Origin of the sequence: Streptomyces sp. NPDC059695 (assembly GCF_042733785.1) — a bacterium.
Lineage (GTDB): Bacteria > Actinomycetota > Actinomycetes > Streptomycetales > Streptomycetaceae > Streptomyces.
Window position 1 is genome coordinate 1 of sequence record NZ_JBHWFF010000001.1, and the last position, 12,007, is coordinate 12,007.

12 protein-coding genes are annotated in these 12,007 nt (G+C 73.2%); 5 read left to right on the forward strand and 7 right to left on the reverse strand.

What is annotated here, in order from left to right; genetic code table 11:
• Positions 1-183: 183 nt before the first annotated feature.
• The gene (locus tag ACFV2S_RS00005) at positions 184-966 is read right to left on the reverse strand and encodes an SAM-dependent methyltransferase (RefSeq protein WP_385552408.1); all 783 of its coding nucleotides are present in this window, start codon (positions 964-966) and stop codon (positions 184-186) included.
• Positions 967-1,166: 200 nt separating this feature from the next.
• On the opposite strand from ACFV2S_RS00005, the gene ACFV2S_RS00010 reads away from it, so the two are divergent.
• Positions 1,167-2,021, forward strand: coding sequence for a DMT family transporter (locus ACFV2S_RS00010; RefSeq protein WP_385552412.1), 855 nt, complete (start codon positions 1,167-1,169; stop codon positions 2,019-2,021).
• A 24-nt stretch (positions 2,022-2,045) separates the two neighbouring features.
• On the opposite strand, the gene ACFV2S_RS00015 is transcribed toward ACFV2S_RS00010, so the two are convergent.
• From ACFV2S_RS00015 to ACFV2S_RS00025, 3 genes are all read right to left on the reverse strand, one after another.
• A complete protein-coding gene (locus ACFV2S_RS00015; RefSeq protein WP_385552415.1) occupies positions 2,046-3,533 on the reverse strand; it encodes an MFS transporter in 1,488 nt (495 codons plus the stop codon).
• Between the two features lie 44 nt (positions 3,534-3,577).
• Positions 3,578-4,786 (reverse strand): aromatic acid exporter family protein, encoded by a 1,209-nt coding sequence (locus tag ACFV2S_RS00020; RefSeq protein ID WP_385553536.1) that lies wholly within the window; start codon positions 4,784-4,786, stop codon positions 3,578-3,580.
• Positions 4,787-4,999: 213 nt separating this feature from the next.
• Positions 5,000-5,689: a TetR/AcrR family transcriptional regulator gene (locus tag ACFV2S_RS00025; RefSeq protein WP_385552418.1), complete on the reverse strand. Its 690-nt coding sequence runs from the start codon at positions 5,687-5,689 to the stop codon at positions 5,000-5,002.
• Between the two features lie 134 nt (positions 5,690-5,823).
• Here ACFV2S_RS00025 and ACFV2S_RS00030 point away from each other — a divergent pair, with 134 nt between their 5' ends.
• From ACFV2S_RS00030 to ACFV2S_RS00040, 3 genes are all read left to right on the forward strand, one after another.
• The gene (locus tag ACFV2S_RS00030; protein ID WP_385552421.1) at positions 5,824-6,783 is read left to right on the forward strand and encodes an NAD-dependent epimerase/dehydratase family protein; all 960 of its coding nucleotides are present in this window, start codon (positions 5,824-5,826) and stop codon (positions 6,781-6,783) included.
• A 206-nt stretch (positions 6,784-6,989) separates the two neighbouring features.
• On the forward strand, positions 6,990-8,450 hold the full coding sequence (locus tag ACFV2S_RS00035) for a catalase (protein WP_385552424.1): 1,461 nt from the start codon (positions 6,990-6,992) through the stop codon (positions 8,448-8,450).
• Positions 8,451-8,520: 70 nt separating this feature from the next.
• Positions 8,521-9,393, forward strand: coding sequence for a class I SAM-dependent methyltransferase (locus ACFV2S_RS00040; RefSeq protein WP_385552427.1), 873 nt, complete (start codon positions 8,521-8,523; stop codon positions 9,391-9,393).
• 75 nt (positions 9,394-9,468) lie between these two features.
• Here the strand turns inward: ACFV2S_RS00040 and ACFV2S_RS00045 are convergent, their stop codons facing one another.
• Positions 9,469-10,077, reverse strand: coding sequence for a hypothetical protein (locus tag ACFV2S_RS00045; RefSeq protein WP_385552430.1), 609 nt, complete (start codon positions 10,075-10,077; stop codon positions 9,469-9,471).
• Positions 10,078-10,272: 195 nt separating this feature from the next.
• Here ACFV2S_RS00045 and ACFV2S_RS00050 point away from each other — a divergent pair, with 195 nt between their 5' ends.
• Positions 10,273-10,716 (forward strand): SRPBCC family protein, encoded by a 444-nt coding sequence (locus ACFV2S_RS00050; RefSeq protein WP_385552433.1) that lies wholly within the window; start codon positions 10,273-10,275, stop codon positions 10,714-10,716.
• On the opposite strand, the gene ACFV2S_RS00055 is transcribed toward ACFV2S_RS00050, so the two are convergent.
• Both ACFV2S_RS00055 and ACFV2S_RS00060 read right to left on the reverse strand, forming a co-directional pair.
• On the reverse strand, positions 10,713-11,042 hold the full coding sequence (locus tag ACFV2S_RS00055; RefSeq protein WP_385552436.1) for a UBP-type zinc finger domain-containing protein: 330 nt from the start codon (positions 11,040-11,042) through the stop codon (positions 10,713-10,715). The genes ACFV2S_RS00050 and ACFV2S_RS00055 overlap by 4 nt on opposite strands.
• Before the next feature lie 139 nt (positions 11,043-11,181).
• A partial coding sequence (locus ACFV2S_RS00060) for a LysR substrate-binding domain-containing protein (protein WP_385552439.1) occupies positions 11,182-12,007 on the reverse strand: 826 nt, incomplete at its 5' end.

A 12,007-nucleotide genomic window follows, 5' to 3' on the forward strand; every position in this document is an offset into this window, starting at 1 on the left:
GCGGCCGCCGCCCGCGCCCCCCCCCCGCGCGCGGGCCCCCCCCCGGCCGGGGGGGGGGGGGCGGGGGGGGCGGGGGGGGCCCCCCCCCCCCCCCCCCCGCCGCTCACGCGCGATGACCCGTCAGGCGTCCCCCGGCTCCCGGGCCAGGTCCGCGAAGGTGCCCGCGGGCGGGGCGCCCCGCCGTCACTTGCGGCCGACGCCCGCGTACATCGCGACGTCGGGCGTCGGCTGCTCGGGGCGCCAGGCGGAGCAGGACACCACGCCGGGTTCGAGGAGTTCCAGGCCGTCGAAGTAGCGGGCCACGGCGGCCGGGGTCCGCTGCGTGAGCTTCGGAGTGCCGTGCTCGTTCCAGAACGCCACCGCCGCGTCGACGTCCGGCATGTCGGGGTGCGTGACGGTGTGGGACAGGACGAGGTGGCTGCCGGGGGCGAGCGCGTCCATGAGCCTTCGGACGATCGCGTACGACTCCTCGTCGTCCTCGACGAAGATGACGACTCCGAGCAGCATCAGCGCGACCGGCTGCGAGAGGTCGAGCGTCTTCTCCGCGGCCGTCAGGATCGTGTCGACGTCCCGCAGGTCGGCGTCCAGGTAGTCGGTGCGGCCCTCCGGCGTCCCGACCAGCAGGGCACGGGCGTGCGCGAGGACGAGCGGGTCGTTGTCCACGTACACGACCCGCGCGTCGGGGGCGACGCGCTGGGCGACCTCGTGGGTGTTGTCGGCGCTCGGCAACCCCGTACCGACGTCCAGGAACTGCCGGATCCCCTCCTGCTCCGCCAGGTACCGCACCGCCCGCCCCAGGAACAGCCGGTCCGCCTTCGCGTAGTCACCGATTCCGGGATGCAACGCCCGGATCTGGTCGCCCGCCTCCCGGTCGACCGGGTAGTTGTCCTTGCCTCCGGTCCAGTAGTTCCAGATCCGGGCGGTGTGCGGGCGGGAGGTGTCGATGCGCGATTCGATGTCGGTCACGGCCTCAACGTAACCCAGTGCACCCACAACTCCCCTTTTTCCGCGGCTCTTTGTCTCCGATGGTCACGTAGCCTTGGCTTTGTCTCCCCTCCCCGCCCGAACCGCCGTGGCTCCCCTCCGTTGGCCCGACCGGGTCCTCCGTGCCCTCACCGGCCGGTGTCGTCCGCCGGGGCGGCCACCGCCGCCGTGAGGATCGGTGCATGGGCGTCGTCCTGCCGGTTCTCTTCGCACTGTTCGCCGCGTTCAGCAACGCCTGGGCCACGGTGCTCCAGCGGCGTGCGGCGCTCACCGTCCCGCAGTCCGACTCCTTCCGGCCCGGACTGATCCTCGACCTGTTGCACCGCCCGGTGTGGGTGGCCGGGATCCTCGCCGTCATCGCCGCCGGTGTCGGGCAGGCGGCGGCGCTCGCGACCGGGCCGCTCGCGCTGGTGCAGCCCCTCTTCGTACTGGAGCTTCCCCTCGCCCTGCTGATCGCCTCCCTCCTGACGCGCGAACGGCTCCCCGCCCGGCTCTGGGCGGCCGTGGGCGCGGTCGTGGCCGGGCTCGGGGTGGCGCTCGCGGCGGCCTCGCCCACCGGCAACCGCACGCACGTGGAACTGGACCACTGGGTGCCGGTCCTGGTGGCCTGCGGCATCGCCGTCGCGGCCCTCACCGCCGTCGGACTGCGCAGACCGGCGGGGCGCGCGCGGGCGGCCTGTCTCGGGGCCGCGACGGCGATCTGTTACGCGCTCACCGCCGCGCTCATGAAGACGTCCATGCACATCCTCGGCGACGCGGGCATCGGCGGCTTTCTGACGGCCTGGCAGACCTACGCGTTCTGCGCGGCGGGGATCGCCGCCCTCCTCCTGCTCGAACACGCCATGCAGGGCGGCCCCCTCGTCGCCTCCCAGCCCGCCCTGACCCTGGGCGACGCCACCGTGAGCCTGGCGCTCGGCGTCCTGCTGTACGAGGAACACCTGCGGGCGGGCTGGTGGCTGCTGCCCCAGCTGGCGGGCGTCGCGCTGATCGTGCTCGGGGTCTTCGCGCTCGCCCGCGGCGGCGCGCGCACGGCCTGACCCGCCGCCCCGGGATCCGGCCGCTCAGCCCCTGCCGGCGTCGTCTCCGTCGCGTACCGCCGAGAGCGGCGCGGCGATGTCCTCCAGCGAGCGGCGCTCCGCGTTCACCGCCAGGAAGGCCGCCACGATCCCCGCCGCGCACATCAGCGCGGCGCCGATCCGGAACGCCAGCGCCGTGTCCCCGACGACACCCGACTCGGTGAGCTCGGCGAAGACCAGCGGGCCGGTGATGCCGCCGGCCGCCGTCCCCAGCGCGTAGAAGAAGGCGATGGCCATGGCGCGGGTCTCCATGGGGAAGATCTCGGAGACGGTCAGATAGGCGCTGGAGGCGCCCGCGGAGGCGAAGAACAGCACGACGCACCAGCAGGCCGTCAGTGTCGTCGCCGACAGCGAGCCGCGGTCGAAGAGCCAGGCCGTGCCGAAGAGCAGCAGGCCCGACAGCAGGTACGTGCCCGAGATCATGATCCGGCGGCCGACGGTGTCGAAGAGGCGGCCGAGCAGCAGCGGCCCCAGGAAGTTGCCCGCGGCGATCACGGCGAAGTAGTAGCCGGTGCTGCCGGTGGGGACGTCGAAGAAGGTGATGAGGATGGTGCCGAAGCCGAAGGTGATCGCGTTGTAGAGGAACGCCTGCCCGATGAAGAGCGCGAGCCCGAGGACGGCGCGGCGCGGATAGCGGCCGAAGACGGTCTTCGCGATCGTGCCGAAGCCGATGCTCCTGCGCTGGTGGACCGTGATCTCGCCGGCCGGCGGCGGTAGCTTCGCGCCCTTCTCCGCCTCGATCTCCCGCTCCACGGACGTGACCAGTTCCTCGGCCGCCTCGCCGTGCCCGTGGATGAACTGCCAGCGTGGACTCTCCGGTACGTGCCGGCGCACCAGCAGGATGACCAGGCCGAGGACGACGCCGAGGGCGAAGCTGAGCCGCCAGCCCACGTCCTGCGGGAAGATGTCGGTGTCCAGCAGGACGATCGACAGCAGGGCTCCGCCGATGGCGCCCAGCCAGTAGCTGCCGTTGATGATCAGGTCGACCCGGCCCCGGTAGAGGGACGGGATCAGCTCGTCGATCGCGGAGTTGATGGCCGCGTACTCGCCGCCGATGCCGAAGCCGGTGAGGAAGCGGAAGAGGAAGAACCACCACGCTTCGAAGGACAGGGCCGTCATGGCGGTGGCGCCCAGATAGACGGCCAGGGTGATCATGAAGAGCTTCTTGCGGCCGTAGCGGTCGGTCAGCCATCCGAAGAACAGGGCTCCCGAGCAGGCCCCCGCCACGTACAGGGCGGCGGCGACGCCCGTCACCTGGGCCGCGGTGATGTCGAGGCCGCTGCCGTCCTCGGCGAGTCGGCCGGCGATGTTGCCGACGATGGTGACTTCGAGTCCGTCGAGGATCCATACGGTGCCGAGGCCGATGACGATCATCCAGTGCCAGCGGGACCAGGGAAGCCGGTCGAGCCGGGCCGGTACGGCGGTGGTGACCGTGCCGGTCACGGCTCCGGTGGAAGGGGGCGGCGCGCCCATGGTTCTCCTCTCGTCGCCGGTGCGGGTGCTCCGCACGCGGGCGGTCATCCGTCGGCGCGGACGGTCCGGCGGGGGGCCCAGCGGTCGCGGAGGGTGAGGCGGCGGCGTCGGTCGTGGTTCTCGCGGACCCGCCGGTCCAGCTCCTCCATCAGGCGGCGGCCCCGGTGTTCGGGGTCGAGTTCGTCGAGGATCCGGTCGACCTCGGCGAGCAGCGCCCCGTACAGCTGCCAGCGGCCGGGGTCGGCGAGGGCGAGGGCGAGGAGCCGGTCGGCGGCGGCGTCACGGCAGGCCCTGGCCGCCCGCAGGTCTCCCGCGAGCCGGGTCTCCGCGGCCTCGGCGCCCTCGCTGCCCCGGGCGGTGACGAGGACGGCGAAGCTGACCAGGGCGTCGGCGGTGTACTGGGCGGTCTCGCGGAGTGCGAGGGCGGCACGCTCGGGCAGCAGTTGGTCCCCGTCGCGGTGTTTCGCCAGGTCGGTGAGGGTGCGGGCGAGGACCCGCAGGACGACGGCGCAGATCTCCAGGGTGTCGAGGCCGGTGCGCAGCACCACCCGGTGGAGGAGGCCCTCCTTCACGCGGGGGTTGAGCCGCAGGCTGTCCTCGGCGGTGCGCAGGGCACCGTCGACGTCGGCGACGTCGTTGTCGAGGCGGCGGGCCTCGTGGAGCCGGGCCGCGGCCTCCTCGACCGGGGGCGAGCCGGTGAACTCGTCCGCCACGTCGAGGAGCAGCAGGCGCATCCGCCGGGCGAGGTCCTCGATGGAGTCGCCGGCGGTGTCCACCCAGACGGGCGGGGCGAGGAGCAGGTTGAACAGCATGCCGACGACGGCACCGATCAGGGTCTCCAGGACGCGGTCCCAGGCGGTGTCGGAGACCTGGGTGACGCCGAGGACGAGCATCGCGCTGATGGCGACCTCGGGGATGAACTCCTCGACGCGGACGATCCGGCCGACGAGCAGCGAGGCGAGGATGACGAGGGCGAGGCTCCACCAGGAGAGGCCGACGACGACGCTGAACGCGATGGCGATGAGGACGCCGACGACGACCGAGTTCACCCGGCGGAGGCTGGTCGTGAGGGTGGAGTAGAGCGTGACCTGGACGACGAGGAGCGCGGTGAGGGGTGCGGTGAGCGGCACCGGTTCGCTGCTGAGCCGGAGGGCGACGACGTAGCTGAGGGTGGCCGCCGCCGTGGACCGTACGGTCTGGACGGCGAAGGGGTCGCGGCGGAGGCGCGCGAGTCGCCCGTCGCGCGCGAACAGTCCGTCGTCCCGGTCGTGCCGTCCTCGGCCGCGTGCCACGCCCCACCTCGTCCCGTCGCCGCCCCGAAGGGGTCGTCTGGACGACCGCCTGCCCGGACTCCGCCGGGGTCATGCCCGGATGCGGCCGGGCGGACCAGGGATACCCCCCGCTTCGGGGGAACGCGGCACCCGTCGGCGGCGGGCCGTCGTCGAGCGGGCCCCGGGCGCGGGGCGTCAGGTCTTCGCCCGCGCCGCGATGCCGTCGAGGACCCGGTCGAGGCCCCAGGCGTACTGCTCGTCGGACACGAACCGCGCGATCGTGTCGGCCGCGGCGGCCGTACGGGGGTGGCGGTCGGCGGGCACGGCGCGGAGCTGCTCCCGGCGCGCCGCGACGCGCTCGGTGACCGGCGGGGGCGGCAGGGGCGCGGGGAGTTCGGCGGCTTCCAGGGCGATCGCGCCGAGGACCTGGACGATCAGCAGGTACGAGGCGCGCGCGGCGTCCGCGGGTCCGAGACCGGCGTCGGCGAGGACCGTGAGGAGGGCTTCGCCGAGTGCGAGCGCGTGAGGGCCGTCCATCGGGCCGGAGAGCATCAGGTGGACCGAGCCGGGGTGGGCGAGCAGACGGTGCCGCAGGTCGTCGGCGAGGGTGTGGACGCGGTCCCGCCAGGGCGTGGCCCGCGTGGTGAGGGCGTCGAGGTCCGTCCGGCCGAGGAGGTGCTCGACGACCGCGCCCACCACTGCGGCACGGTCGGGGAAGTACGTGTAGACGGCGTTCGGCGCGAGGCCCAGTTCGGCGGCGATCCCCCGGATGCTCACCGCGTCGGCGCCACGGGCGGCGAGCAGCCGCATGGCCGCCGCGACCACCTCGTCCTCGGCGACCGCCCGCTTGCGGCCCCGCTTCGCCGACGGCGTGTCCTGTGTCATCCGTACGCCTCCTCGCGTGTCCTGATCTCCGTGAGCCTCGACGACGAACGCTGACCGTGAACGTTGACGATCTATTTTTGCACGGCGTACATTAATTGCACAGCGTACAGAAACTCTCTCCGCGAGGTCGACGCATGAAGCACACCACCGCCCCCCGTCACGTGATCTTCGGCTCCGGTGCCGTCGGTACGGCCGTCGCCGAGGCGCTCGTCCGCCGGGGGGAGTCGGTCCGGATCGTGAACCGGTCCGGCCGCGCGGACGTCCCCGACGGTGTCGAGATCGCGGCCGGCGACGCGGCCGATCCCGCGTTCACCACCGCCGTCGCGGCCGGCGCGGCCGTCGTCTACCAGGCGCTCAACCCGCCGTACCACCGCTGGCAGCAGGAGTTCCCCGCCCTCCAGGCCGGTGTGCTCGCCGCGGCCGAGGCGGCCGGTGCCCGCATGGTCTCGATGGACAACGTCTACTGCTACGGGCCGCCCGGGGGCCGCCCGTTCACCGAGGACACCCCCGACGCCGCCACCACCCGCAAGGGCCGTCTGCGCGGTGCGATGGCGCGGGACCTGCTCGCCGCGCACGAGGCCGGGCGCGTGGAGGTGGTGATCGGCCGGGCCTCCGACTACTTCGGTCCGCGCGGCGGAGCCCAGTCCAACCTCGGCGACCTCGTCTTCCCCGCCCTCCTCGCCGGGCGGACCGCGACCGTGCTCGGCGACCCGGACCAGCCCCACACGTACAGCTTCCTCCCCGACATCGGGGAGGCCCTGGCCCTCCTGGGCCGCCACCCCGACGCGGCGGGCCGCGTCTGGCACCTCCCCAACGACCCCGGCACCCGCACCACCCGGGCCCTCGTCGACCTCGCCCACCGCGCCACCGGCCGCCCCGGCAGCGCCCGTCTGCGCCGCATGCCGACCGTGGCGCTCTACGCCCTGGGGGCCGTGAACCGCACCGTGCGCGAGCTCATCGAGATGCGGTACGAGTTCGCCGAGCCGTTCGTCGTCGACTCCACCCGCATCCGGGACGAGCTGGGGGCCGCCGCCACCCCGCTGGAGGAGGCACTCGAACGGACGGCGGCGGCCTACCGGGCCCTCGGGAAGTGAGCCGCCGGGGAGCCTCGGGAAGCGCCGCCGCCCGGCGATCGTGCCCCGGGCGGCGGGCGCGGCGCAGCACCGGGCCGGGGCCGGCCCGGCGCCCCCGCCGGACGCGCCCCGGGACGACCCAGGCCGGCTGCGGAGCGTCACGCCCCGGGTAGCGGCCTTCGCCGAGGAGGCGGAGGGTGGGGGGTGCGACGACGAAAGGCAGACCGATGACCGAGAGCCGACCTGGGACGACGACCGACTCCGGAGCCCCGGTGGAGAGCGACGAGCACTCGCTCACCGTGGGAGCGGGCGGTCCGATCCTGCTCCAGGACGCCTACCTGATCGAGCAGATGGCGCAGTTCAACCGGGAGCGGATCCCCGAACGCCAGCCGCACGCCAAGGGCAGCGGCGCCTTCGGCCGCTTCGAGGTCACCCACGACGTCAGCCGCTACACCAGGGCCGCGCTGTTCCAGCCGGGCACGCGCACCGAGCTGGTCGCCCGCTTCTCCACGGTGGCCGGGGAGCGCGGCAGCCCGGACACGTGGCGGGACCCGCGCGGTTTCGCGGTGAAGTTCTACACGTCCGAGGGCAACTACGACATGGTCGGCAACAACACGCCGGTCTTCTTCGTGAAGGACCCGATGAAGTTCCAGCACTTCATCCGGTCCCAGAAGCGCCGCGCCGACAGCAACCTGCGCGACCACGACATGCAGTGGGACTTCTGGACGCTGTCCCCGGAGTCCGCGCACCAGGTGACCTGGCTGATGGGCGACCGGGGCATCCCCCGGACCTGGCGCCACATGAACGGCTACACCTCGCACACGTACATGTGGATCAACGCGTCCGGCGAGCGCTTCTGGGTGAAGTACCACTTCAAGACCGACCAGGGCGTCGAATTCCTCTCCCAGGACGAGGCCGACCGGACGGCGGGGAAGGACGCGGACTTCCACATGCGGGACCTGTTCGAGCACGTCCGGGACGGGGACTTCCCGTCGTGGACGCTGCACGTCCAGGTGATGCCGTACGAGGACGCGGCCGGGTACCGGTTCAACCCGTTCGACCTCACCAAGGTCTGGCCGCACGGGGACTACCCGCTCCTCCCGGTCGGCCGGATGACGCTGGACCGCAACCCGACCGACAACCACGCCGAGATCGAGCAGGCGGCCTTCCAGCCGAACAACTTCGTCCCCGGGATCGGGCCGAGCCCCGACCGGATGCTGCTGGCCCGGCTGTTCTCGTACGCGGACGCCCACCGGGCCCGCATCGGCGTCAACTACCAGCAGCTTCCGGTGAACGCGCCCGTCGTCGACGTCCACACGTACTCGAAGGACGGGGCGATGGCCTACCGCAGGACCTCCGACCCGGTCTACGCGCCGAACTCCAAGGGCGGACCGGCGGCCGACACCGAGCGGTACGGCACGCCTCCCGGCTGGGCGGCCGACGGGGAGATCACCCGGGCGGCCTACGTCTCGCACCCGGAGGACGACGACTGGGGGCAGGCCGGCACGCTCGTGCGCGAGGTTCTGGACGACGCGGCCCGCGACCGGCTCGTGGACAACGTGGTCGGACACCTCCTCGACGGCGTGACCGAGCCCGTCCTGGAGCGCGCCTTCACGTACTGGACGAACATCGACGCGACCCTCGGCAAACGCATCACCGAGGGCGTCCGCACCCGGCAGTCCGCGTAGGAACCGGGATGTCGCGGATGCCGTCCGACGGCCTCGCCCTCGCGCCGCGCGCGGCCATCCGGGCGGCGGCGTGAGCGCCCGTGCCGAAGGCGACGGAGCGGACGCCGGCCGTTACGGCCGGGACGTGTTCCGGCCCGAACAGCCCGGTGAGGCCGAGCGGATCGACCTCGGGGCGCTCGCCTACGACGACCTCACCCTGTTCCGGCTGCGGTCCCTCGGCGCGGGACCCGGGTGGCACTGCCTGGACGTCGGGGCCGGTACGGGTACGGTGTCGCGGCGCCTGTTGCGCGAGGCGGGGGTGGCGGGCGTGCTGGCCGTCGACCGTGACGTGCGGTTCCTCGCCGAACACCCCGTACCGGGGCTCGACGTCCTCCAGGCCGACATCACCGGGCCCGCCTTCGCGCCCGGCCGGTTCGATCTGGTGCACGCGCGGTTCGTGCTCATTCACCTGCCGGAGCCCGGGCGGATGGTGTCGGCACTGGCCGGGCTGGTCGCGCCGGGCGGGGTGCTGGTCCTCAGCGACGCGGTCGACCTCACCAGCGACCGTACCGCTGACCCCGCCCCTGCCTCGGACGGCGGGGCCACGGCCGACACGCCCTACGCCGCGGCGATGCGCGCCATGTGGCAGGGACTGCGCGGCTCCATCGGCACTGACGTGTCCTGGGTCCCGTCGTATCCGCAACTGCTGCGCGGGGCCGGGCTGACGGCGGTCGGCGCGGAGATGTACGCACCGCCGCTCCTGCGCGGCAGCCCGATCAGCCGCTTCTGGGCCGACACGTGGGAGCGGAGCCGGGCCTCGATGGTGGCCACCGGGCTGATCGACGGCGCCGGGATCGACGCGGCGGTGCGCTACCTGGACTCGGACGCGTGCGCGGCCCTGTCCGCGGGGATGCTCACCGCGTGGGGCCGCAGACCGGGCACCCCGGGGGCGACGGCACGCTGACAGCCGCTCCCCGTCGCCCGGGGACACCGGGGCGCCCCGGCCGGAGGCCGGGCTCCGGCCGGGGCGCGGGTGTCGTCAGACGCTCCAGATCTCCTTCATCGTGTCCACTTCGCCCTGGGCGTTCAGCGTGACCTCGTAGACGTTGTTGTAGCAGCCGAAGGGCGCCTCGACCTTGGGGTAGTCGTCGGTGGGAGCGCCGATCTCCTGGGCGTGGCAGCGGTCGATGTGCAGCGCCAGCTGCTCGTGGTCGACCTGCTTCGTCTGGCCGGGGCCGGTGGCCAGGTACGCCTTGACGGTCTTGGGGAGCACGTAGTGCTTGGTGGGGTCGTTCTGGTCGGCGCCGTAGATCCAGTCGTTCGGCGTGCAGTGCGGCTTGGCCTCCGCGGCCTCGAAGCCGCCCGAGTCGCGCATCAGCTGGATCTTCAGCTTCAGGAGACCCGCGGGCAGGACCGGCGGCTTGCCGCAGTCCCCGCCCTTTCCGTCGCCGTCGACGTCATCGGCCGGGTCGCCGCTTCCGGCCTCGCCGGAGCCGGAGGTCTCGGAGGCCGTGGCCGACGGCGCGGCGCTGCTGCCGGAGCCTCCGGTGAGACCGTCGGCGCTGGGGTCCTCCGGGCCGCAGGCGGCGACTCCGCCAAGGGTGGCGAGAAGCGCGATCGCGCTGAAGGCACGGCGAGTTGAGATCATTCTTCCATTCCCCCGAATGAGAGTGCTCGGTGTGACGTGATCATGATTGATCGACGGGGCTTTCTACACCACGACGTCGTCGATGTGCCAATCGACGTGACGCGGGGCGATCCGCGCTCGTGCATCCACAAGGGCCTCACGGGGCGAAGGAGTGGTGCAAGCCAAACCGCCCGACAGAACTGCCAGGAGACAGCTGTGGCGATCACCGTGAAGCGGGACATCCTCGTCGGACTCCCTCTCGGCGACCTGGTCGCCTACCTGGAGGACTTCTCACGAACCGAGGAATGGGATCCCGGTACGGTCAGGTGCGTGCGGGTCGGCGAGGGGCCGGTGCGCGAGGGCGCGGAGTGGCGGAACACCTCGCGCTTCCGGGGCCGCACCAGCGAACTGCTCTACCGGCTCGAGTCCCGCGAGCCGGGACGCCTGGTGTTCGTCGGCGAGAACAGGACCGTCAGGGCCACCGACGACATGACCTTCACGGCGCGGTCGCCCACGACCACCGTCGTCACCTACACGGCCTCGTTCCGGTTCAAGGGGCTCGCTCGTCTGGCCGCGCCCTTCCTCCGGTCCGAGTTCGAGCGGCTGGGGGACGACGTGGCCGAACGGCTGCCCACCGCGGCCGGGCGCCGGCGCGGTTAGGCGCCGCGCACGAGGAATACCTCGTCGACGAAGCACCAGGCCCAGTCCTCGTCGGAGGCGAGCGAGCGGACCACCGGATGTCCGCTGAGGACGTGGTGGTCGTACGCGTGCCTGCCTCGCGAACTGTCACAGCACCCGACGTGCCCGCAGGTCGCGCACCGGCGCAGCCGCACCCAGGTCCAGCCTCGCGCCTCGCACGCCGAGCAGACCGCCGGCCCGCCGGGCAGCGGCGCGCCCGGGCCCGCCAGGAGGTCCAGGTGCGCGCAGGCACGCCCCCGCGGCCGACCGCCGTCGGGTGCCACCACCCATCCCGCGTCATCGGCCATCCGCGCACCTCTCCCTCGCCCGGCCGTCTCCGCTCCCCGGACGAGAGCGTCCGTACCTCATGCCTTCGGCGCGAGGGGTACGGACGGATGCACCCCTCGGGGGTGTCGTGCCGATCCGGCCTGATCGACGAGACACTCCCTAGCCTTCCGGCGGTCCGCAGAGGGTCTCGCGCAGCAGGGCCGCTTCGTGGTCGAGGTGGTGCAGCAGGGCCTGCAGGGCCGGGGTCCGGGTGCGGTGCGCCGCCTCGGTGGTGCCCACCGTGCGCCCCACCGAGGGGAGTTCGACCGGCAGCGCGGCGAGGTGCTCGTCGGCGCGCAGGACCAGTTCGGGAAGCAGCGCGACCATGTCCGTCTGCAGCAGCAGGGCCCGCATGGTCAGGATCGACGTGCACTCGACCCGGTCCGCGGGCAGGGCGAGGCCCCGGTCCGCGAAGAGGGCGCCGAGCTCCTGGCGCAGGGCGGTCTGTTCGACGGGGAGGATCCACGGGAAGTCGAGGGTGTCCGTGAGGGTGACGTCGGAGGCCTCCAGGAGGGGGTGTCCCGACCGGACGGCGAGCCGGATGCGCTCCCGGTACAGCCGCCGCTGGCGCAGCCCGTCGCCTTCCCTGGGGGCGGGACCCACCCGGCCGACGATGACGTCCAGCTCGCCTGCCAGCAGGGCCGGATGGAGGACGTCCGGCGTCCCCTCCCGCACGACGACGGTGACCCGGGGCCGTTCCCGCTTGAGCTGGGCGACGGCACGGGGCAGCAGCACGTTGGTGCCGGCGAGGAGCGCGCCGACGGTCACCGTTCCCTCCCGGCCCTGACGCAGCCCGGTGAGGTGTTCCCCGGCGCGTCGCATCTCGGCGATCACGGCGCGGGCGTGTTCGGCGAGTGCCTCCCCGTAGAGCGTGGGGCGCGTGCCGAGGAGGTAGACGGAGGCAAGAAGGGGGGGGGCGGAGGACACACCCGTACGCGCGGGGTGC

Excerpts from the sequence above, each read along its gene's own strand:
- ACFV2S_RS00010 (WP_385552412.1), top strand. The coding sequence starts at position 1,167 with ATGGGCGTCGTCCTGCCGGTTCTCTTCGCACTGTTCGCCGCGTTCAGC.
- ACFV2S_RS00055 (WP_385552436.1), bottom strand. The coding sequence starts at position 11,042 with ATGGCCGATGACGCGGGATGGGTGGTGGCACCCGACGGCGGTCGGCCG.
- ACFV2S_RS00030 (WP_385552421.1), top strand. The coding sequence starts at position 5,824 with ATGAAGCACACCACCGCCCCCCGTCACGTGATCTTCGGCTCCGGTGCC.
- ACFV2S_RS00035 (WP_385552424.1), top strand. The coding sequence starts at position 6,990 with ATGACCGAGAGCCGACCTGGGACGACGACCGACTCCGGAGCCCCGGTG.
- ACFV2S_RS00045 (WP_385552430.1), bottom strand. The coding sequence starts at position 10,077 with ATGATCTCAACTCGCCGTGCCTTCAGCGCGATCGCGCTTCTCGCCACC.
- ACFV2S_RS00025 (WP_385552418.1), bottom strand. The coding sequence starts at position 5,689 with ATGACACAGGACACGCCGTCGGCGAAGCGGGGCCGCAAGCGGGCGGTC.
- ACFV2S_RS00015 (WP_385552415.1), bottom strand. The coding sequence starts at position 3,533 with ATGGGCGCGCCGCCCCCTTCCACCGGAGCCGTGACCGGCACGGTCACC.